Source organism: Pedobacter sp. KH_004 (assembly GCF_057840755.1).
In genome coordinates, this window is the sequence record NZ_CM174519.1 from 4,403,105 (window position 1) to 4,425,204 (window position 22,100).

Here is a 22,100-nt window from a genome sequence, read left to right on the forward strand (position 1 = left end):
CTTTTTAATGCCGATTTTTACTAAAATTTTTATCATGATGGAATACGCTGCAATTGGCCTTCTCGTTATTATTTTACTGGTTTTGGTATTACTTTTCTTTAAAAAACCGCAACAATCTGTTGCACTAATTTCGATAGAAGATTTTGAGAAAACCAAAGGGGAAAACGATTCACTAAAAATTGCACTGGCAAGAGTTGAGGAAAGGGTTGCTAACTTATCTACGGAAAAAGAGCACATCACGATATTGCTGCAACAAGAGCAACAACGTTTAATAGACGAGCTTCAGGCTGAACGCGATCGCCTGGCTGATGCCAATCGTGAATTGGAAAGTACACGCTCGTTTTATCTTGCAGAAAAAGAAAAATTAGCCGAACAGAAATTAAGCTACGAACAATCTCAGGAAAAATTAAATAAAGATTTTGAATTGATTGCAAATAAAATTTTGGAGGAAAAATCTACTCGGTTTGTAGAACAGAACAGAACAAACCTCGATTTGATTTTAAATCCGTTAAAAGAGAATATCAAGGCTTTTGAGGATAAAGTAGAAAAGGTTTACAAGGCAGAATCTGATGAACGGAATATTTTGAAAGGGGTAATTTCTGAATTACAGATCCAAAGTAAAATGATTCAGGAAGATGCTAACAACCTTACAAAAGCGCTAAAAGGCGACAGTAAAAAACAAGGAAATTGGGGAGAAGTTATTTTAGAAAAAGTTTTAGAGCGTTCTGGTTTGGTTCGAGATCAGGAATATCGCATTCAGGCCTCGCTAGTATCCGCCGAAGGCGGTCGATTTCAGCCAGATGTGGTAATTGATTTACCAGACGATAAACATCTTGTGGTCGACGCTAAGGTAAGTTTAGTAGCTTATGAGCGCTCCGTGTCAGCAGAAACAGAAGAAGAACGTGAGGGCTATGTAAAAGCTCATCTGGCCTCCATAAAAAATCATATTCAAGAATTATCTGCAAAAAACTATCAGGATTTATATAAAATCAATTCTCCAGACTTCGTTTTATTGTTTGTGCCGATAGAATCATCATTTAGTATTGCTGTCCAAAAAGATGCAGAGCTGTTTAACTTTGCCTGGGATAGGCGAGTGGTTATCGTAAGTCCATCAACTTTATTGGCCACTTTGCGCACCATTGCCAGCATGTGGAAACAGGAAAGGCAAAATAGAAATGTGTTTGAAATCGCTGAGCAAGCAGGCTTTCTTTATGAAAAATTTGTTGGCTTTCTTAAGGATATGGAAGATATCGGAAGGCATATCGGATCGACACAAAAGGCTTATGATGGCGCTTTCAATAAACTAAAAGAGGGTTCGGGAAATATGATTTCTAAAATTGAAAACCTTAAAAAATTAGGTGCCAAGGTGAAAAATAACAAACAGATTGATAAGAAGTATTTGGACGGAGAGTAGGTTTATCGGTGGTGTGATACTAGCCGATAGGATAATATTCCAATTATTTATTAATCTCCAATTTATCTAAAAACGACTTTAATCCATTGACAGAACTCGGGGAAAAATAAGTCTTTTTAGAATCCGGGTCAGCGGTTCTACCAGATACAATCCCAACAACCTTTGCATTTTCATCAATTACAGGTGCCCCACTTAAACCCCCAAATAGTTCTGGAACAATAACGTCTTTTAATAAAATTCGTTTGCCAACTGTTTTAAAATATTCGAATTCGTAAACTCGCTGCAAACCGCTTTCCATTTTTCTAGTCCAACCCACCACGTAAAGTTTTTCTCCCTCATTAAGTGGTGTATCTCTAATTTCAAGCACTTTAACTCTAGTCTGGTTTTGCTTGATTGAAAAGACTAACCAATCATCTTCATAAGATGCCTTTTCAGCTATTGATTCGTTCTTGTTTTCATTCAACAATTTATCAACCACAACATTTGCTGATGGTTTGTTTAAATTAAATAGCATCCAGTTTTTGATGCCATTATCGAATGAGATGCCTTTCATTTCATCAGACTTTATGAATTTGATTAAATGTTTTGCTGTAACTGCAAAGGTATCTTGATTGAATTTGAGTAAAAATCCGCAACCGAATTTCGTTTGATTGAATTTACTATCGAAGAAATCTATTTTATTGACCAAAGCAATATCTTCGAACTTTTTTGATGAAGTTGCTTCCTGTCCATAGCAGCTTGAAACAATTATAAATATTGCTACAGTTAGGATGATTGATTTCATTATTTTACTTATTAAAGCGTTCCAACATTATGCTTTCAACTCATGAATATTATTGGGTTTTGAAACCATTTACTCTTCAATAAGTTGTTTTAATTTCTCTTTACTCGGTAAAACTGTAGAGTATTTACTTGCAAAAATTTGTTCATTATTTTCTGGCAATGTAAAATTGTACAACGGCCTCGCTCTTATCCTGACAAAGTATTATTCCAATAGTTTTATTTTCATCAGATAGTTTAACTTCTCTATCATAATAATTTACATACATCTGCATTTGTCCAATATCCTGATGTTTTAACTCCCCAATTTTTAAATCGATGAGTACAAAACATTTCAAAATTCGATTATAAAAAACCAAATCTATTTTAAAGTGCTTCTCTTCAAAAGATATTCTATTCTGCCTGGCAACAAACGTAAAGCCGGTTCCAAGCTCCAAAAGAAAGTGCTCCAGTTTATCAGTTAGCTTTTGTTCTAATTCATTTTAGAATAGCTTTTTTCATCTGGCAAACCTATAAACTCTAAAATGTATGGATCTTTAATGGCATCTTTTGGCTTTTCTAATATTTACCCTTTCGTTGATAATTCAAAATATTTCATCTTGATTTCTACTTAACGATAAGCGGGTATATAGGGCTGTATCATACTGTCTTTGTAGTTCTCTTAAACTCCAATTATTTTTAGATGATTCTATTTCATAAAAATTTCTTTCCTTTTCATCATCAATTCTCATGAGTTTTAGATAGTGAGACCAGCTTAATTTGAATTTGTCAGACACTGTCTGACCTTTTGCATACTTGATATAAAAACTCTTCATTTGTTTAATAGTGGTTTCAGAAAAACCTTTACCAAAATCCTGAGTGAGTTTATTTGAAAGAATCACTAATAACTTTTTTCCATAATCTGCCCTATCTTTCCCGTTTTGTTCCTTCTCAACAATCATCCTACCCATTTCATAATACGTTAAAACCATTGTTTGGTAACTGTATTAACAATTTTATTGCGAGCTTTATCTAGCAAATCTGCAATACGCTCAATAAAATTTTGGTGGGATAATTGCTATTCATAGCATTTATTTATTAAAAGCATTCCAGCCTTGTGCTTTCAATTCATGAACATTATTGGATTTTGAAACCATTTTACATCCAGAATTTTTGTCAGTAACGTGACCAATAACAGTAATATCTACGTCGTGTTTTAGTTTCTTATAATCTTCCTGGCTGATTGTAAACAATAACTCATAATCTTCACCACCACTTAAAGCGCAAACGGTTGGATCAATACCTAATTCACGAGCTGTTTCATAAGTCATTGGATCTAATGGAATTTTCTCCTCATAAATGGTAATTCCCTTATCAGATTGTTCAGCAAGATGAAGAATTTCAGAAGCCAGGCCGTCAGAAACATCGATCATTGATGTGGGTTTAATATCCATATCTTCCAAAAGCGCCACAATATCCATTCGAGCTTCAGGTTTCAACTGTCGTTCGATGATATAATCCTTTCCTTCCAAATCCGGTTGAATTTGTGGATTCTCCAAATAAATCAGCTTCTCTCTCTCTAAAATCTGAAGACCAACATAAGCGCCGCCCAAATCGCCTGAAACACAGAGTAAATCATTTTCCTGAGCGCCATTTCTGTAGGTAACTTTATCTGCATCAGCGTAACCTATACTCGTAATGCTAATCACCAACCCTTGCTTACTGGATGAAGTATCACCACCGATCAAATCGATATTAAACTTGTTGCAAGCCAATTCAATTCCTTTATAAATTTCTTCTACAGCCTCCAGAGGAAATTTGCTCGATAATCCTAATGAAACGGTGATCTGACTTGCCTTACCGTTCATGGCATAAATATCACTCAAATTAACCTGAACGGCTTTGTAACCCAGATGCATCAAAGGCACATAAGCCAAATCGAAATGAATTCCCTCCAAAAGCAAATCGGTAGAAACCAAGATTTGTTTGCCTTTCGCATCCAAAACAGCAGCATCATCACCCACACCTTTAACTGAGTAATCGTTTCTAATTTTAAAATTAGTTGTTAAGTGCTTGATTAAACCAAACTCTCCTAATTCATTAATATCTGTACGCTCTTTATTTTCAAACATATGTTGTAGCAAGGGGCTTTGCCCCCCATTTTTTTTTAAAATTAACTGTCATTCAGAGAAATCAAAGATCAGCTGGTTAAAAGCAAAAGCTTTCATCGTTTGTAGATATCATCCCTGCGTCATGATGAGAAACCCTTGCTTTCCATCCAATTCTTTCCTTCTGTAAACCTGGCAATCAGCATCGCGGCAACATTATCTCCAGTCGCATTTAGAAGTGTCGCCATTGGATCTACCAAAGTTCCTATAATCATCGCTGGAGGTAAAGCTTCTGGTGGCAGTTGATAAGCTGAAATCATTAATAACTCTCCAATATAACCCCCATTGGGAATTCCACCTTCTACAATACTCACTAAAACGGTGATGCCCAATGCCAAAATGATGGTATCTACATGAACCAAATCCTTTCCAAAAATAGCAAATACTACTGCGATTTTAATTATAGAACTAATGCTAGAGCCATCCTTGTGTAACGTTGAACCCAATGGAATAGTCACATTTGTGATGTAAGCCGGAACACCCATTTTACTTGTTCCTTCTAAATTCGCCGGGATTGTTGCAATGCTGCTACAGGTTCCAATAGAAGTTAAGGACGGTACAATGTTATTTTTCCAGAATACTTTTATTGCTTTAAAACCACCCGCAATAAAGGCATATAACGTAAAAAATACAATGAAATAGAATGCCCCAACTCCATAGTATAATCCCAATGCTTTGGCATAAGTACCAAAAAGCTGTGGTCCGAACACACCAACCTGATAAGCAAAATAGGCACCCAAACCGATCGGCCCAAGTTTCATAATTAAGATGATGAGTTTTTTCATCACTTCATTACCCGACACCAAAAAGTTTTTAAATCCATCACCTTCTTTTCCCGAGTATAGGGTAGAAAATCCTACTAAAACGGAAAAAATAATCAGCGCCAGCATATTTTTTCTACTGCCAATCTCGTAAAATTCTCCAACGGTTAAGAGCTGTGTCATTTGCTCTCCGAACGATTGAATTTTTTCGGGTTCAGTTGGAATTGGGTTATTTCCCAACGCCTGGTGAATAGGAAAAACCCATGTGGCGGCCAGAGTTAGAATTGCTGCAATAAGAATAGTTGATAAAAAAACCAATACCATAATGGTTAGTAGTTTTCCCAACTTTTTTGTTCGATCTATGTTTGCAATGGCCGAAGAGACTGCAAAAAATACCAATGGAATAACGGCAGTAAATAACAAATTCAAAAATATATCACCCAGGGGTTTTATACTTTCAACCTTTTTTCCAAAAATTAGCCCAATGATGCTTCCAGCAGTAATCCCTGCGAGTAGCCAAAGCAAGCCTGAGTAATTCTTTAAGATATTAGTTGTTTTCATTCTTATCATTTATCTGTCATTGCGAGGTACGAATCAATCTCACTAAATAGAATGCTTCGTACCTGGTAATGACGATTTTTTTAGAGCCCCAGCTCTGCCGAAATATCTAACATTCTTTGAATAGGTTTACGTGCCTGCTCAATTATATGCCCTGGTACAGTTACTTCTGGCGAACTATTTTTAAGACATAAATATAGTTTTTCTAAAGTATTTCTCTTCATGTAAGGACAATCATTGCAAGCGCAACTGTTATTTGGTGGCGCTGGAATAAATGTTTTATCAGGACAAGCTTTTTCCATTTGGTGGATAATTCCACTTTCTGTAGCTACGATAAATTCTGTTGCTGGATTGGATATGGCATACTTCAAAAGCCCAGTGGTAGAACCAATATAATCGGCCATTTGTAAAACGGCTTCTTCGCATTCCGGATGTGCGATAAACTTTGCGTTAGGATGGCGTTCTTTAAGCTTCGTAATTTTTTCTTTCGAAAAAATCTCATGTACCATACAGGCGCCATTCCAAAGCACCAAATCTCTACCGGTCTTTTTGGCAACCCAAGCACCTAAATTCCTATCGGGACCAAAAATTATTTTTTGATCTTTCGGTAAACTTTCTACAATTTGAACAGCGTTTGTAGAGGTACAAACAATATCGCTCAAGGCTTTTAATTCAGCTGTGCAATTCACATAAGTGATGACCAAATGATCAGGATATTTTTCCTTAAATTTTCTAAACAAATGTGGTGGACAGCTATCAGCCAAAGAACAGCCTGCTTTTACATCTGGTAATAGAACTTTTTTTGTGGGAGATAGAATTTTGGCAGTTTCGGCCATAAAGTGTACTCCTGCAAAAACAATTACCTCAGCATCTGTTTTTGCTGCTTCCTGAGATAAGCCTAAACTATCACCAATATAATCTGCAATATCTTGTATATCAGGTTCTTGGTAATAGTGCGCTAGTATAATAGCATTCTTTTCCTTCTTCAGTTTTTCGATTTCAATAAATAGGTCGAGCGTAGGGTCAATTTCTTCTTCTACGTAACCTTTTTTGTTTATTTCTTCTAAGACATCTATGTTCATTTTTAAATTTTCCTTTTTTGAATTTTGACGTTGGTCAAAGATAAAGCTTTCCACGTCTCAATAATTAATAAGTTATTTTAAATAAATAAATCTTGTTTGTTTATTAGTGTGTTGGTAACGTTGGTAAGTTTATTAAAAACGTTCTTCAATGTAAGTTGTTAATCGTTTACTAACATTTAGATTACATTTTTGTAATATGATGAGATTGATTTTCAGCACTATCGAAAAACCGGTTAATTTTTCTCCATAGTGGAATGTTAATTGTTTATAAGTGTGTGAAAAGTTAATTACTTGTACAAAGGTGCTTAAAAATTGAGTAAAAGATTGTGGCAAATTGTCTTTTTAGAGTAGCTTTAAACATTCAAATTTATTTGTTAGTCTTATTTCTACATAAAGCTAACAGTTGTTCTATAGTTATCAACAACGTTGATAAAGTAAATGTTTTTTAGATGAGAAAAGTAGATTTTCTGGTAATTGGTTCAGGGATAGCGGGTTTAAGTTTTGCACTTAAGGCGGCCAGATTTGGTAAGGTTTTAATTGTTACCAAATCAAATGAAGATGAATCAAATACAAAATATGCGCAAGGTGGTGTCGCAGTTGTTGTTGATAAAGATGATTCTTTCGATAAACATATACACGATACCTTGATTGCCGGCGACGGTTTATGCGATGAAAAAATTGTGGAAATCGTTGTAAAAGAGGGACCTCAACGTATTCAGGAGATTATTGACTATGGTATAAATTTCGATAAGGATAACTCAGGTTTCTATGATTTGGCCAAAGAAGGGGGCCACTCCGAACACCGTGTTCTACACTATAAAGACATCACCGGATATGAAATTGAACGGGTACTCCTAAAAGAAATTCATGAGAATCCGAACATAGAGATATTAACACATTACTTTGCACTAGAGTTAATCACTCAGCATCACCTGGGTGAGTTTGTTGATAAACGTACTGAAGATATTAACTGTTATGGGATATATGCCTTTAACACAGAGCTTAACGATGTGGAAAAGATTGTTGCAAACGTGACGGTTATGGCTTCGGGCGGTGCCGGGCATGTCTATTCTGCCACAACAAACCCTGTAATTGCCACAGGTGATGGTATGGCGATGGTTTACCGAGCAAAGGGAAAAGTAAGGAATATGGAGTTTATTCAGTTCCACCCAACTGCTTTGTACCATCCCGGTGAGTATCCTTCCTTCCTAATTTCTGAAGCCGTTCGTGGTTTTGGAGGTGTTCTCCGCCGTAAAAATGGTGAAGAATTTATGCATGAATATGATGAGCGTAAATCATTAGCACCTCGTGATATTGTTGCTAGGGCAGTTGATAATGAAATGAAAAAATCTGGTGATGAATTTGTTTATCTAGACATCACGATGCGTAAGAAGGCCGATATTTTAAAACACTTTCCCAATATATATGCCAAGTGTTTATCTATTGGTATTGATATGACAAAGGATTATATACCAGTCACGCCGGCATCTCATTATATGTGCGGAGGAATTTTAGTTGATGAATACGGAAGATCTTCTATCAATAACCTTTATGCCTGTGGTGAGGTTTCTTCCACTGGTTTGCATGGTGCTAACCGGTTGGCTTCTAACTCGTTACTGGAGGCAACTGTTTTTGCACATCGAATTTATCAGGATGCCGTTGAAAACTTCAAAAATAATGTAATTCCTGAAAATATTCCAGAATGGGATTCTCAAGGGGTTACACAAAGCAATGAAGACGTTCTAGTGACCCACAATTTAAGAGAGTTGCAGAAAGTGATGGGTGATTATGTTGGTATAGTTCGTTCTGATTTTCGTTTAGAAAGGGCACACCGGAGACTGTTTTTAATTTATCAGGAAACCGAAGAGTTCTATAAAAAGAACAAGGTTTCGGTGAAGCTTTGCGAACTGAGGAATGTAATTCAGACAGCTTATTTAGTCATAAAATCAGCCATGAAGCGTAAAGAAAGCAGAGGTTTGCATTTTACAACTGATTACCCTGAGCACGCTAAAGAATTAATTGATACTGTGTTTTAAACTGATACTGCCTACTTGCTAATCGACTTCAGCACCAAAAGCGAACATAAATGATGATTTAAAAGACCCGAAGTAAATTGCGGGTTACCAATATAGAAACATGCCATTAATACTTCCAGTAAAAGATAAATATCCTGAAATAGGAAAAGATAATTTCATCGCTGAAAACGCTACAATTGTGGGCGATGTCACCATAGGGAACAATTGTTCGGTTTGGTTTAATGCGGTGATTAGAGGCGATGTAAACGCTATTACGATTGGAAATGAATCCAATATACAAGATGGCGCTGTAATTCATGCTACGTACTTAAAAGCTTCTACACACATTGGAAATCGCGTATCTGTTGGTCACAATGCAATCGTTCATGGTTGTACAGTTCAAGATCATGTTTTGGTAGGTATGGGTGCAATTGTAATGGATCATGCCATTATTGAAGAGTATTGTATCATCGCTGCTGGATCAGTGGTGTTGGAGAATACGGTCTGTGAAACAGGTTATTTGTACGCTGGCACCCCAGCAAAAAAAATAAAGCCCATTACTGATGAGCAAAGGGCTTTATTAAATAAGTTACCAGATAATTATATCATGTATTCCAGCTGGTTTACAAATCTATAATTAATCTTTCGGTGGGGCTGGGATAGCTAAGGGATCTTCTCTTTCCCAATTCGGTTTAAGATCCAGAAGTGCTTTAAGGTACCACACTTTCTCTGGTTGAGTACCTCCTTTTACATCTCCAGTATCCCAGATTGCGTTTCTATTTTCGTCATAAATCACTCGAATCATGTATTTTCCGGCGGGATAATTTGCGAAACGAAGCTTCGTATTTCCTTTTATCGGAAATGATTTGATCAGATCCTTTTTCTCTGTCAAAAATTGAACGATATAGTTTTTACTTGAATCTGGTACAGTTACATTATATATTAATGTGGTATAATTATCTGTTGGATCTAGCTTAAAGGTTTTATTGATTTCCTTATTTTTTGCATTAAAAATCGCTGTGAAAGCTCCTGCAGCATATTTTATATCATAGGTTCGTTTTTGTTTCCAGGGATATCTGATGTAGTATTTCAAGAAATCGGTACTATCTTTTATCAGTTGAAAAGTTGTTCTTTTAACAGAATCTTCTAATAAAGTAATCTTAGAAGCATCTGCTGCTGTTATTGGGAAAGGAAAAGTTAAGGTGTAAGTTTGGTAGGGATTAAGTTTACCACCACTTGCGTTATCATTAATGTTTACATCGCGAACGTAATTATCCTTTTTTCCTTTGCTAAAATTAAGTGTTTGTAAAACCTTGCCTTCATCCTGAATGGCTACTTTAACAGAGTCGAAGCCCAGGTCAGTAAGCCATACTTTGGCGGTATCATTAGTTTTATTAAAGTGAACAAATTTACCTACATCTACTTTCGGAGGATCCGTAACGGTGATTTTCGGTTCTTTAAGTTGTTTGTTTGTTGTAATGGTGATGATGCCATCGTTAGAAAGTTTACGATCTGTAACACGAAAATCTGTCGCCAGCTCTTTGAACACCTGCAGATTTATATTATCCAGGTTCTTATCAATCGTGATTGGATCTTTCAAAAAGCCAACTTCATCAGATACCTGTTGATATATTTTATCTCCACCACCACTGCCTTCTTTCAGTGCATAAATTTTATACTGACCAGCTCTTAGATTGTTAAGCTTATAATTTCCGGAACTATCAGTCAAGGTATATATTGATGGCCTTTTCTTTCCAAACAGGGTGTCACGTGCTAATGGTAAGATGAAAACAGTAACGTCTTTCTCAAATTCATCGTTTAGCGCGCTTTTGACATTTCCACTCACGGATAAGGAATCAATTTCATTTCCCGTAGAAAACACATAAGATAAATTTTTTACCACATTACTCTCATTGATATCGGCAACTGCCTTTCCAAAATTTAGGGTGTATGTAGTATTTTTCTCTAATGTATCCTGAAGTTCAATTTCCAGCCGCTTGGAACGAATTTTTAAAATAGGCGCTCGTTCCTGCTCTGGTGAAATACTAAATTCTTTCGATTCATCCACAAGCTTAAAATATTCATCAAACTCAATTGTAATTTTTTTTGCGTTAAAATTACGGGTTTGATTTTTCGGCGTCATAGTTAAAATTTTAGGTGGAGTTGAGTCTTTCGGTCCTCCCTGTGGGGTTTGCATACTTGCACAACCCATAAATAGGAGCGAGATAATAACAACTGCTAAAATTTTTTTGTTAAAATACTGAGCTTTTAAATTTGGCATATTTTAAACGTTATGACGAATTTTTGATGTTTTTGGAAATCTGATATTAAAAAAAGTTTTTACGCTCTTATATCGCTTTATTTTAAGTCGATATATTTTTTAACTAAATTATTGATAATCAATTACTTACCAATGTAGACCATTAATACAGAGATATCTGATGGTGATACACCAGAAATTCTTGATGCCTGGCCTAAAGTACGTGGTTTTATTTTGAATAACTTTTCACGGGCTTCTTTTGAGATGGAAACAATTTTATTGTAGTCGAAATCAGGTTTGATTTCCTTATCTTCCATTTTCAACATTTTGGCTACTATCTCATTTTCTTTTTCAAAATAACTCTCATATTTAATTTTGATTTCCGCTTGTTCTATTGTTTCATTATCTAAATCTTTGGTGGCTTCAGCCAATGGTTTACTTACTTTTATAAGATCTTGTAAGCCCACATGTGGACGCCCAGCTAAACTATGAATTTTTACATTTTGATTTAAGATACTCGAACCTAAGCCTTCTAACATAGGATTAGCATCAGCCATTTCTATGCCCTGACTTCTGGTGAATTTGACCAAGGTTTCTGCTGCTTCGACTTTACGTTTAACTTTTTCTAAACGTTCATCAGATATAAGACCTAACTCATGTCCGATAGGAGATAAGCGAATGTCAGCATTATCTTGTCTCAACAATAAACGATGTTCCGCTCTAGAAGTAAACATTCGATAAGGTTCGTCAGTTCCTTTGGTTACTAAATCATCAATTAAAACCCCAATATAACTGTCTGATCTTTTCATAATCAGCTCATGCTTGTCATTAATTTTTTGATGCGCATTGATACCAGCCATGAAGCCCTGGCAAGCTGCTTCTTCATACCCTGTGGTTCCATTAATTTGACCAGCTAGGAATAAATTATTTATTAATTTAGTTTCTAGGGTAAGTGATAATTGGGTAGGAGGGAAGAAATCGTATTCGATAGCATAGCCAGGTCTGAACATTTTTGCATTTTCAAAACCTGGAATTAATCGAAGAGCTCTTTGCTGTACATCTTCTGGAAGAGAAGTTGAAAAACCATTTACGTAAATTTCGCAGGTGTTCCATCCTTCAGGCTCTACAAAAATTTGGTGTCGCTCGCGTTCTGCAAAACGGTTAATTTTGTCTTCAATGGAAGGACAGTACCTTGGGCCTAAACCTTTAATTCTGCCAGTAAACATTGGCGATTTTTCGAATCCTTCTTTCAGCATTTCGTGCACATCCCCATTAGTATAAGTAATCCAGCAGCAACGTTGATCTGTTGAAACTTCAGTATCTGTGAAAGAAAACTTACCGGGATTTTCGTCGCCCCACTGTTCTTCCATTTTGGTATAGTCTAAACTTCGGCCATCCACCCGTGGAGGAGTACCTGTTTTCATTCTACCGGCTTCCATTCCGAGTTCCACTAATTGTTCTGTAATTCCAGTTGATGCTCTTTCTGCTGTTCTGCCTCCACCAAATTTCTTTTCACCGATATGCATCACACCATTTAAGAAAGTCCCGTTAGTAAGTACTACTGCTATACTTTCGATCTCCATTCCCAAAGATGTTTTTACTCCATAGATTGTATTATCTTTAACTAACAAACCAACAACACTGTCTTGCCATAAATCGACGTTGGGAGTTCTTTCTAACGCTAAGCGCCATTCCTCAGCAAAGCGCATTCTGTCAATTTGTGCTCTCGGACTCCACATCGCAGGGCCTTTTGACTTGTTTAACATTCTAAATTGAATGGTTGTTTTATCAGATATAATTCCTGAATAGCCACCCATCGCATCTACCTCGCGAACAATCTGTCCTTTCGCTACACCACCCATTGCTGGGTTACAACTCATCTGGGCTATGGTACCCATATTCATTGTGATCAATAGAACTGATGAGCCTAAGTTGGCCGCAGCGGCAGCAGCTTCGCATCCTGCATGTCCAGCACCAACAACAATCAAATCGTATTTTGAAAACATTTTCTCTTTCTATTATGTTCCACGTGGAACAATTGTGTTATTTATTTGGTATGTTAACCTATTAAAGCATTCTGAAGATTTGTAAATAAACTTGTATTAGTTGCGGGTTAAATGTTCCACGTGAAACGTATCAATGGAATAACAACTAATTTCCTTATTTATTCTGATAATTCTAACCATCGCATTGTATAATCATCCTGCTTATTCTTTAACTTTTCAATCTCATCCGAAATTTCTTGAATCTTCACATAATCGGAAGCAGCAACTTTTAGTAAACTTTGAGATAGTTTAGCTATCTTTTGTTCGGTATCTGTCATTCCCTTTTCGCATTCATTAAGTTCCTTTTGTTCTTTAAAACTTAATTTTTTTGCGCTTTTTATTGGAGCTTCAGCAGCTATAGGAGTGAAAGTTTTTTTGGCTTCGGTTTTAACTTTCGGTTGTTCTAAACTTAAACGGTACTCAGAATAATTACCATTATATATTTTTACTACTCCTTCACCTTCCATGATAAATAGCTGATCACTCATCTTGTCCAGTAAGTATCTATCATGAGAAACTAGCATTAAAATGCCAGGGAAGTTTTCTAGAAATTCTTCCAGGACATTTAACGTATCAATATCCAGGTCATTTGTTGGCTCATCCAAAATTAAGAAGTTAGGATTTTGCATTAGAACCTTCATCAAATTCAAGCGCTTCTTCTCGCCACCACTTAATTTTTCCACCATGCCATGTTGTTTCTTAGGCGGGAAAAGAAAAAGTGTTAGTAGGGCAGAAGCAGTAATTACCGATCCATCAGCCATCTTAATATATTCGGCGTCTGATTTCACAATATCAATTACCCTCTCTTTAGGATCGAAAGTTAAACCGCCTTGTTTGTAATAACCAAAAACTGTCGTTTCACCAGTGTCAACTGTTCCTGCGTCTGGTGCTAGTTGGCTAGTAATAATATTTAATAGAGTAGATTTGCCAGTACCGTTTTTACCTGCCAAACCAATTCGATCTCCTTTTTTGAAAGTGTAGCTAAAATCATTAATAATTGGACGACCATCGAAAGACTTTGCTATGTGACCGATCTCAATAATTTTACCACCCTGACGAGACATTTTCATTTGGAGGTTAATAGTCTGATTATCAGACTTCTTCCTGGTTTTTTCCTCCAGATCGTAAAAAGCATTGATCCTGGCGTTAGATTTCGTTGCACGAGCCTGTGGCATGCGCCTCATCCACTCTAATTCTTTCTTTAATAGCTGCTGGTTCTTATGTTGAACAGTGGCATCAAGCGCTTCTCTTTCTGATTTCTTTTCCAGATAGTAAGCATAATTTCCATTATAATTAAAAATCTTTCCTCGATCTAATTCAACTATAGTATTACAAACATTATCTAAAAAGTACCTATCGTGTGTAACCAGGAGGATGGTTTTTTGCCCTGTTGTTAGCAGTTTTTCTAACCATTCAATCGTATCGATGTCCAAATGATTGGTAGGCTCATCCAATACTAAAATTTCCGGATCTTCAATTAATAGCTTTGCTAAAGCTAAACGTTTCTTTTGTCCTCCAGAAAGTGTAGCTATTTTTTGTTGAAGATGAGTAATCCCCATTCTATTCAAAATGGTTTTTATTTCATGTTCATATTCCCAGGCATTGTGTTCGCTCAGTTCTTCATACAAACGATTAAGCGTTTTCTCATCGGGATTTGGATCCTCAATTAATTCCTCATACTCCTTGATCAGCTGTTGCTGTTTATTCTCCAAAGAAAATATATGGTCACTTATAGAGAAACCTTCAGTAAATTGTGGTTCTTGATCCAAAAAGCCGATTTTAACTGCTTTATTTTTAACAATCTTACCTTCAAGCGGAGGGAACCTTTCAGCTAATAATTTTAAAAGCGTACTCTTACCAGCGCCGTTAATTCCGACTAACGCTACCCGCTGCCCAGAGTTGATACCAAGTGTTAAATTTTTAAATAGCCATTCATCATGATAACCATGACCTAAGCCTTCTGCCGCAATTAGTGTGCTCAATTTTTTTGTATTTCGGTTTTATAAAGGAAAATTAGTGCAAAAGTAAGGATAAAATATTTGGTAGATTGTATAGATGTTTTAAAGCGGCTAAGTATCGATCAAAAATGGCAAAATATTGATATGTAATTAGCTGGAGAATTGCAAACTAATTAAATCAGAGATCATAACAGGGTATTGCTAAAGGAAATTCAAAAACGAAAACAGCGACTGGAATCGCTCCGCCGCTGCTTCAATCATTAACTAAAACTAAACTTTATCTTTTGAACGGATTAATCCTTATCTTATATTTTATATTCAACAACCTGAGCTGTTATTTTAATATAAGACCGTGTTATGATTGTATTGTTGCAGCTGAATAGCCAGAAATATACCAGCATGGCTAATTTATCGACCAACACTGTTAACTATCAGACGAACAGAACCAAAATTATTTGAAATGGTTGCTGTCAAGAAAAGGAGAGCATGATCATGGTTCTTTTATGAGCTAACAGTAGGTGTTTATTTTTATTCTAATTTTCGGTAATTGTACAAACCAAAAACTATTATGAACCGATCATCGAAATTTATAAAGCCCGAAGAGCTCTTAAGAGTTTATTTTACATAATAATTAATGAAAGCAACAGCCTTAGAATACTATATTTTGTAAAAAATGGCGCCCAAGTATTTGCCACAATGGATAACATTCAAGGAAGAAGGGCACATCTAGTAAATTTAAAAAATAATACGCTAACTTTCGATGCTGAAGACGGGAATAAAGTTTACAAGTTTGTGCTTAGTAAATCCGTTGTTGGCCAGATTATAAAGCTGAAATCATCGAATATAGAAACCTAATCTTTGATACGGCATATCTTCAACATGCTCAAGTTGATAAAATTTACACTGCTACAAAGTTTGAAGATAAAGCATACCAAATGATGGACATGGTAGATCTACCCCAACCCACAAAATGTTTGGTATTTAATGGTGTTAAATGGTCGTGGACAATATTTCCGTATCTAACAGAAGATGCAAGTTCGGGCTATTACAAGGTTACATCAAGAGCCTGGAAAGGTAAATCATGGGGCGTGGATTGTATAGGAGTTAGCATCAATAAATATGAAGTAAACCCTGCCAAAATCCTGGTAGAAAAAAGTGATTCTCCTTTGGTATTTTTATTTACAGAAAATTGAAATCTACTCTGAAACTTAAATATTCATTTTCTTTTTGCGTCATTAGAGTTTTTGCTGCTTTACCCTTGTCTTTGTAGCCCAGTAAGTGCAAAGTTCCATGGATCATGATGCGGCAAACTTCATCAAATTCTGTTATTTTGAAAGTTTTTGCATTTTCTTTTACACGTTCAATGCTGATGAAAATATCACTGACAATCAACTTTTCCTCATCAGAGTTGTCGAAAGTAATAATATCAGTGTAAGTGTCGTGATTTAAATACTGTTGATTAATACCCAGCAAATATTCATCGCTGCAGAAAATGAAATTGAGTTCTTGTAATCTAAAGCCCTCCTTTTCAATCGTTGCTTTAATCCATTTCTTAACCTTAAGTTTTTGAGGAAGATTGTAAGTAACCGATTCTGTAAAAAATGAAATTGCAGGCATGTGGATATGTTTAAAGCCGCAAATTTAAGAAATAAAAATTAGGGATGAGTAGGCGTTATGCATGAGGTCCTCATATGGAATTCATTTCAGGGTCTTTCTACTTTCGATACTGAAATGAATTCAACATGAGGAATTGATTTATCCTACCTCACCATATTCAAAGATTTTAAATATTCGGCGATTTTATTTTTATAATAATAATTCAAACTGGGAGGCAATTTCTGTAACATATCGTTTCCATTTTGTTGTTGCTTTTTAAAGTCATCTAGCATTTTTTGGTAAGATGGTGGAAATTCCTTCGCTGCTTTACTCTCTCGTTTTGAATCCTCTTCCTGGTCGCGTTCTGCTTTTTCTGCCTCCAAAAGCTTGGTTAACAACTCTTTCTGTCGATTTAAGGTTTCTTGCTGTAAACGCTTATTCACCAAGTCGCTTTCTGTTTGTTTCATTTCTTTAATGGCCTCATTAAGGTTGCCCATTTTGCCCGAACCGTTTTTATTTTCTTCACGGTTGATTTTTTCCAAAGCCTGGCGAATCATTTGCTGTTGCTGTGCCATTTTTCCAAACTCCTGACTCATTTCTCCTTTGCCCACCTTGCCTTGGTTGCCACCAGATTTCTGCATCTGCTCACGAGCCTTTTGCATACTTTTATTAAGCTGCTCCTGCATTTGTGAGAGCTGCTTCATACCTTGTTTCTGTTTTTTGCCACTTCCAGGCTTAGCGTTTTTTTGCATGTTTTGCAATTGATTCAAAGCCTCACTCAACATCAAACTCAAATTATTAATTGATGTCATGGTAAACTGCTGATAGCGATTGGCCTCTGGCGTTCTTCGCTCGCCAAGACTTTCCAAACTTTTATCGAGATTGAAATTAATCTTATTCATCTCCTCGTTCACTGTTGATTCAATTTGAGGAACACGTTTACTCAGAGCGTACAAACTATCGGCAATCGTTTTAAGGTTATCTTTAATATTGCGTTGCTTTTGAACGTTCCCAATATAGGATGGATCAGCTGAAGTGGTTTTTTTTAACGTTAACATCACCTTTTCCTGCTCAAAAGAAGTATTCAGCAAGTTTTCAAGGAGCTTACGTAACTCTTTCGCATTCAGGTTGTTTTCCATTTCCTCACCTTGCTGCTGCATTTCTCCCATTTTTTTCGAAAGTTTTTCCATCTGCTCACCAGCTTTTTGTTGCTTTTGACTAGCGCCTTTCGAATCTTTTTTATCTAGCGCATCCTTACTATCTTGTTGATCTTTTTCAATATCCTGCAACTCCTTTTCAGGGTTTTCGAAGGGATTAGGTTTTTCTAACGACTTATTTTTTTCTTCCAGTTTCTTCAAATCATCCTTTAAATCTTTCATTTCCTTATTCAAGGCATCCTGCTTTTGTTTAAGCGATTCGTTATTCTGCTTTTTATCAGCCGTTTCCTTGCTCAGTGCCGTTTGCTCTTTAGCCAATTCATTTAAACGATCGATGTCGTTTTGCAAGTTTTGCTCAAATTCCAGCTGTTTGTAAAGTTCTAAAATTCTATCGAGTTCATTTTTGAGCGTTTTATTATCCAATTGCATCTTTGAAAGTTCATTTTGCGTTTGGTCTTTATTTTTCTCATTCATCAGGTTTTGAAGCTTCTGCAGAAGTTCCTTTGTTTTTTCATCCAATACATGATCAAACAAATCCTTAATCTGGTTCTGCTTCTCTAAAAGTTCTTGCGTTTGTAATTGGTCTTCCTGCTGCTGAATATTTTTGTCGTTTTGCTCCTTTATCTGTTTTACTGCCTCATCCAGTTGTTTTTGTTTATCCAGCAAAGCCTCTATTTGCTTTTTATCCTCAAATGAGATCTGCTTTTTATCGATTAAACTTTCGGCAACTTTTTTACTCTCTTTTTCAATGGTATTGGCTAAACGAATAGCCGATTGTATTTTTTGCTTAAGCGCCTGGCTGTTAGCGCTTACTTGCTCAGCAGTTTCTTTTTTTGTAGGCTGCTTAAATGTTTTAATTTCTGAACGGGTAATTTTTGAACCATTAACACCATCATTATCAGCGACTTCAAGATAGTATTCTATTTCCTGGCCAGGCTTTGCCAATGCCGCTTTTAAATCCCAGAAGAAGAAAAATCTATTTGCAGTTATGTTGGTTTTGATGGGAATATTTTTGCTGACGGTACTAATTACCTTATTGTTTTCCCTAATGTTATACCTAAAACTCAATCTGCTAAAACCATAGTCATCCGTAATCTGTCCACTGAAATAGATGGCTTTGTTGCTAATTGAATCGGGCTTTTCCTCAACCTGAATAGCTGGAGATTGGTCTTTAATTACCATAATTTGATGCGATAAAGAATCGGCGAGTGTTACAAAATTATTTTTTGGGCTAATTCTATATTTTGAATTATTGCGGATCGTAGCATTATAGGCTGATTCATCATCATCAACCTTCAACACAATTTGCTTACCATTTAGTGTAAATAGCAGTGAGTTGCTTTGCCCAGTTTTGAAACTCCAGGTAACACGAGTCCCTTCGGGTAGAAGCATGTCGCCAACGTTAACAATCACTTCCGGTTTTTTGCCTAAGTAAGATGGATAATTTAAAGTTGCCGATGCATTCAATAACTCCGGACGAGGCTTAACGCTCACAGTGAAAACTGAAGAACTAAATCCGCCACCCTTGAAAATCAGTTTTTTATCACTCTGAATATTTTTGATGCTGTAACTAAACTGGCTGATGGTTTCCTTAACCAATTTATAGGTGTTTTTTCCGTCTTCTACATAAACTTCGGCTGGCAATTCATCACCAGCCAATTTCAAATTTATCGTTACATCATCGCCCTGCGTAACAGTTAGATTTTTGTTAAGAACAGTGAAGTTAAAAGGTGCTTTGGGAGCGATGAATTCATCATATTTAAAGAAACTATTAGTTCCCTCGCGAAGAATGGCAGGTGCAATTAGGGCAATTAATAGAATAATAGAAAGCGGAATGAACAGGTATTTCAAGTATTTCCGATTATCGGTTATCCGAACGGCGGTATAAAATGGTACGGGTTTCAAGTCCAGAATTTTCTGATCGATGCTCGCCATAATTAATTGATTATTTTCTGGCAAATTTTCAGAAAGTTTATGAAGTTGTAAAGTATTTAAAAGCTTATCCTTGATATCGGAAAAGTGGTTTCCAATAATTACCGAAGCTTCATCGAGAGACAGATGTTTGCCTAATTTCAACATCGAGAGCAGAGGTTTTATAATCAGAAAACCTATCAATAGTAAGCCCAATAACAAGTAAGCGAAGAAAATAAAAGTTTTTAAGCCTGCCGTTGGGTTTAGATAATATAGACTCAAGAAAACAAGCAAATATAAGCCGAGTAATATTGCGGCTGCATAAATGGTACCACGTAAAATCTTGTTTAAATAAAATTTACGGATAAACTCATCTATCTTCCTCAACAAATCGTTGTAATTATTGCTTACCATATCAACGTAAATGTAAAAATTGTTCGCATCAATTAAAAGAAACCCTATTACGTTAACGCGTTTATTTCAAATTGTTTATTTGAAAGATAGAATAAAGGTTTGGAAAACAATGTTTAATGTTTCATAGAGGTTTTCAGTCTCGCTTTTTGCTGCTCCCGGTGAAAAATCGGGATTCGCGACAGGTCGGGTTTATTTAACAAAGTTTGTTGCTTTGGCTAAAGCCCCAATTGCCTCATCTTGAAAAACAGGCAGCTAAAGCAGTCTGCAATGAAATACAAATCGCTATTGAATTCATTGCCGTTCGGCTTCAGCAAGCGCCATGATTAATTTAAAAATATTTATCTTGGATAATTAATACAAAGGTTACATAGATTTAAAACTGCTATTCTAATAAAAAATCTACTTTTGATTTTTTGTACAATCACCCCAAATATGAAACGAGCACTTATTTTAACAAGCATGGTATTTATTTTTACCACCTCTTTTGCCCAAAAATTCAACTGGAATAAAAATCAGGTCATCGCACATCGCGGCGCATGGAAAAAAAATAAACTTCCCGAAAACTCCATCGCATCCCTAAATGAAGCGGTAAGGTTAGGTTGTTATGGTTCGGAATTCGATGTTTGGATGACCGCCGATAAAGTGCTTGTTGTAAATCACGACGCTGAATTTCAAGGCTTGACCATTGAGAAGGTTAATTACGAAGAATTATTAACCAAAACCATGAGCAACGGCGAGAAAATTCCAACGTTAGAAGCTTACCTCCAGGAAGGAAAGAAACAAAAAACAACCAAATTAATTTTAGAAATAAAACCTTCTCTAATTAGCAAAGAACGAGGTATTGAGCTTACAAATGCCTGCATAGATATGGTAAAAAAAGTAGGGGTTTTAGATTGGACAGAATATATTAGTTTCGACTATGATTATTGCAAACGCATTCTGGAAGTTCTTCCAAAAGCAAAAGTAGCTTACCTGAGAGGGGAGGTCAGCGCTGAACAAATGAAGGCAGACAAATTGACTGGCGTTGATTACCATTATAGCATCTATCAAAAAGATGGCTGGATAGAAAATGCGCACAAATTAGGCTTAACAGTAAATGCCTGGACAGTAAACACTGCGCCAGAAATGCAATGGTTATTGGCGCACAATGTTGATTATATAACTACGAACGAGCCAGAATTGACTTTTGAAGAAATAAAAAAAGCACCTGTTACATTGGGGTGGAAGTTAAAATGGGCAGATGAATTTGAGGACAAAGGCTTGCCGCTAAGTAAAAATTGGGGTTATGATGTTGGTGGAAAGGGCTGGGGAAATAATGAGCTTCAATACTATACTGAAGCTGATACTGCTAACGCCAAAAATGTTAAAGGAAGTTTGAACATCACCGCGATTAAAGCTGATAAAGAAAGCAATAAATACACATCAGCCAGGTTGGTGAGTAAAAACAAATTTGATTTCAGATATGGCAGGGTAGAAGTACGGGCAATGTTGCCAAAAGGAAGGGGTTTGTGGCCGGCGATTTGGGCACTTCCTACAGATTGGAGATACGGCGGTTGGCCGAAAAGCGGTGAAATAGACATTATGGAACATGTAGGTTATGAGCCCGATAGTGTTTATGGAACTGTACACACTGAAAAATTTAATCACGTACTTAAAACCCAGGTAGGCAAAGGCGTAAAGATAAATCCTTACAACACTTACCATATTTATGCTGTAGAATGGTTTAAAGATAGAATTGAATTTTTTGTAGATGATCAGAAATATTTAACCTTCAAAAATACAGGTAAAGGCCCTGCCGATTGGCCATTTGATCAAAACTTTCATGTGATTTTGAATTTAGCTGTAGGTGGAAACTGGGGAGGAAAAAATGGGGTCGATGATGCTATTTTTCCAGCAACCATGAAATTGGATTATGTGAGGGTTTACCAGAAGTAGCGTTTTAAGTAATAATCACATGCATTCCCCTCACAAGTTTTTTGCAACAATAAAAAGACATTACTAG

General features: G+C 36.2%; 17 protein-coding genes. 6 read left to right on the forward strand and 11 right to left on the reverse strand.

Features of this window, described 5'->3' with window-relative positions; translation table 11 throughout:
* Positions 1-37: 37 nt before the first annotated feature.
* Positions 38-1,414: a DNA recombination protein RmuC gene (locus AC3ITD_RS18995; RefSeq protein ID WP_265797563.1), complete on the forward strand. Its 1,377-nt coding sequence runs from the start codon at positions 38-40 to the stop codon at positions 1,412-1,414.
* Between the two features lie 43 nt (positions 1,415-1,457).
* Here AC3ITD_RS18995 and AC3ITD_RS19000 read toward each other — a convergent pair whose 3' ends face one another.
* From AC3ITD_RS19000 to nadA, 6 genes are all read right to left on the reverse strand, one after another.
* Entirely contained in the window at positions 1,458-2,198 is a 741-nt protein-coding gene (locus AC3ITD_RS19000) for a trypsin-like serine protease (RefSeq protein ID WP_265797192.1), read from the reverse strand.
* A 145-nt stretch (positions 2,199-2,343) separates the two neighbouring features.
* Complete coding sequence (locus AC3ITD_RS19005; RefSeq protein WP_489362127.1) at positions 2,344-2,631, reverse strand: PDDEXK nuclease domain-containing protein; 288 nt, start codon at positions 2,629-2,631, stop codon at positions 2,344-2,346.
* Between the two features lie 147 nt (positions 2,632-2,778).
* Entirely contained in the window at positions 2,779-3,165 is a 387-nt protein-coding gene (locus AC3ITD_RS19010; protein ID WP_489362129.1) for a DUF1016 N-terminal domain-containing protein, read from the reverse strand.
* A gap of 99 nt (positions 3,166-3,264) precedes the next feature.
* On the reverse strand, positions 3,265-4,305 hold the full coding sequence (gene thiL / locus AC3ITD_RS19015; RefSeq protein ID WP_265797196.1) for a thiamine-phosphate kinase: 1,041 nt from the start codon (positions 4,303-4,305) through the stop codon (positions 3,265-3,267).
* A gap of 119 nt (positions 4,306-4,424) precedes the next feature.
* The gene (locus AC3ITD_RS19020) at positions 4,425-5,663 is read right to left on the reverse strand and encodes a dicarboxylate/amino acid:cation symporter (RefSeq protein WP_265797197.1); all 1,239 of its coding nucleotides are present in this window, start codon (positions 5,661-5,663) and stop codon (positions 4,425-4,427) included.
* Positions 5,664-5,743: 80 nt separating this feature from the next.
* A complete protein-coding gene (nadA, locus tag AC3ITD_RS19025; protein ID WP_489362132.1) occupies positions 5,744-6,742 on the reverse strand; it encodes a quinolinate synthase NadA in 999 nt (332 codons plus the stop codon).
* Between the two features lie 449 nt (positions 6,743-7,191).
* Here nadA and nadB point away from each other — a divergent pair, with 449 nt between their 5' ends.
* Both nadB and AC3ITD_RS19035 read left to right on the forward strand, forming a co-directional pair.
* Complete coding sequence (nadB, locus tag AC3ITD_RS19030) at positions 7,192-8,778, forward strand: L-aspartate oxidase (RefSeq protein WP_489362134.1); 1,587 nt, start codon at positions 7,192-7,194, stop codon at positions 8,776-8,778.
* 100 nt (positions 8,779-8,878) lie between these two features.
* Positions 8,879-9,394 carry a gamma carbonic anhydrase family protein gene (locus tag AC3ITD_RS19035; RefSeq protein WP_265797200.1) on the forward strand — a complete coding sequence of 172 codons (516 nt, stop codon included), beginning with the start codon at positions 8,879-8,881 and terminating at the stop codon, positions 9,392-9,394.
* Here the strand turns inward: AC3ITD_RS19035 and AC3ITD_RS19040 are convergent, their stop codons facing one another.
* The 3 genes from AC3ITD_RS19040 to AC3ITD_RS19050 form a co-directional block, all read right to left on the reverse strand.
* Positions 9,395-11,038, reverse strand: coding sequence for an Ig-like domain-containing protein (locus AC3ITD_RS19040; RefSeq protein ID WP_489362136.1), 1,644 nt, complete (start codon positions 11,036-11,038; stop codon positions 9,395-9,397).
* A gap of 122 nt (positions 11,039-11,160) precedes the next feature.
* On the reverse strand, positions 11,161-13,023 hold the full coding sequence (mnmG, locus tag AC3ITD_RS19045; protein WP_489362138.1) for a tRNA uridine-5-carboxymethylaminomethyl(34) synthesis enzyme MnmG: 1,863 nt from the start codon (positions 13,021-13,023) through the stop codon (positions 11,161-11,163).
* A 158-nt stretch (positions 13,024-13,181) separates the two neighbouring features.
* A complete protein-coding gene (locus AC3ITD_RS19050; RefSeq protein ID WP_489362140.1) occupies positions 13,182-15,044 on the reverse strand; it encodes an ABC-F family ATP-binding cassette domain-containing protein in 1,863 nt (620 codons plus the stop codon).
* Between the two features lie 672 nt (positions 15,045-15,716).
* Here AC3ITD_RS19050 and AC3ITD_RS19055 point away from each other — a divergent pair.
* The gene (locus AC3ITD_RS19055) at positions 15,717-15,875 is read left to right on the forward strand and encodes a hypothetical protein (protein WP_489362142.1); all 159 of its coding nucleotides are present in this window, start codon (positions 15,717-15,719) and stop codon (positions 15,873-15,875) included.
* A gap of 89 nt (positions 15,876-15,964) precedes the next feature.
* The gene (locus tag AC3ITD_RS19060) at positions 15,965-16,213 is read left to right on the forward strand and encodes a hypothetical protein (RefSeq protein WP_489362144.1); all 249 of its coding nucleotides are present in this window, start codon (positions 15,965-15,967) and stop codon (positions 16,211-16,213) included.
* Here AC3ITD_RS19060 and ybeY read toward each other — a convergent pair.
* Positions 16,200-16,637, reverse strand: coding sequence for an rRNA maturation RNase YbeY (gene ybeY / locus AC3ITD_RS19065; protein WP_265797206.1), 438 nt, complete (start codon positions 16,635-16,637; stop codon positions 16,200-16,202). The two genes, AC3ITD_RS19060 and ybeY, sit on opposite strands and share 14 nt — an antisense overlap.
* A gap of 143 nt (positions 16,638-16,780) precedes the next feature.
* Positions 16,781-20,098, reverse strand: coding sequence for a DUF4175 family protein (locus tag AC3ITD_RS19070; RefSeq protein ID WP_489362146.1), 3,318 nt, complete (start codon positions 20,096-20,098; stop codon positions 16,781-16,783).
* A 432-nt stretch (positions 20,099-20,530) separates the two neighbouring features.
* Here AC3ITD_RS19070 and AC3ITD_RS19075 point away from each other — a divergent pair, with 432 nt between their 5' ends.
* The gene (locus tag AC3ITD_RS19075; RefSeq protein WP_489362148.1) at positions 20,531-22,033 is read left to right on the forward strand and encodes a glycerophosphodiester phosphodiesterase family protein; all 1,503 of its coding nucleotides are present in this window, start codon (positions 20,531-20,533) and stop codon (positions 22,031-22,033) included.
* The last annotated feature ends 67 nt before the right edge of the window (positions 22,034-22,100 follow it).

Bases quoted from the DNA above. Each gene is read 5' to 3' on its own strand.
- thiL (WP_265797196.1), bottom strand. From the start codon at position 4,305: ATGTTTGAAAATAAAGAGCGTACAGATATTAATGAATTAGGAGAGTTT.
- AC3ITD_RS19075 (WP_489362148.1), top strand. From the start codon at position 20,531: ATGAAACGAGCACTTATTTTAACAAGCATGGTATTTATTTTTACCACC.
- nadB (WP_489362134.1), top strand. From the start codon at position 7,192: ATGAGAAAAGTAGATTTTCTGGTAATTGGTTCAGGGATAGCGGGTTTA.
- AC3ITD_RS19055 (WP_489362142.1), top strand. From the start codon at position 15,717: ATGGATAACATTCAAGGAAGAAGGGCACATCTAGTAAATTTAAAAAAT.
- nadA (WP_489362132.1), bottom strand. From the start codon at position 6,742: ATGAACATAGATGTCTTAGAAGAAATAAACAAAAAAGGTTACGTAGAA.
- AC3ITD_RS19070 (WP_489362146.1), bottom strand. From the start codon at position 20,098: ATGGTAAGCAATAATTACAACGATTTGTTGAGGAAGATAGATGAGTTT.
- AC3ITD_RS19035 (WP_265797200.1), top strand. From the start codon at position 8,879: ATGCCATTAATACTTCCAGTAAAAGATAAATATCCTGAAATAGGAAAA.
- AC3ITD_RS19040 (WP_489362136.1), bottom strand. From the start codon at position 11,038: ATGCCAAATTTAAAAGCTCAGTATTTTAACAAAAAAATTTTAGCAGTT.
- AC3ITD_RS19000 (WP_265797192.1), bottom strand. From the start codon at position 2,198: ATGAAATCAATCATCCTAACTGTAGCAATATTTATAATTGTTTCAAGC.
- AC3ITD_RS18995 (WP_265797563.1), top strand. From the start codon at position 38: ATGGAATACGCTGCAATTGGCCTTCTCGTTATTATTTTACTGGTTTTG.
- ybeY (WP_265797206.1), bottom strand. From the start codon at position 16,637: ATGCCTGCAATTTCATTTTTTACAGAATCGGTTACTTACAATCTTCCT.
- AC3ITD_RS19020 (WP_265797197.1), bottom strand. From the start codon at position 5,663: ATGAAAACAACTAATATCTTAAAGAATTACTCAGGCTTGCTTTGGCTA.
- AC3ITD_RS19060 (WP_489362144.1), top strand. From the start codon at position 15,965: ATGGTAGATCTACCCCAACCCACAAAATGTTTGGTATTTAATGGTGTT.
- mnmG (WP_489362138.1), bottom strand. From the start codon at position 13,023: ATGTTTTCAAAATACGATTTGATTGTTGTTGGTGCTGGACATGCAGGA.
- AC3ITD_RS19010 (WP_489362129.1), bottom strand. From the start codon at position 3,165: ATGGTTTTAACGTATTATGAAATGGGTAGGATGATTGTTGAGAAGGAA.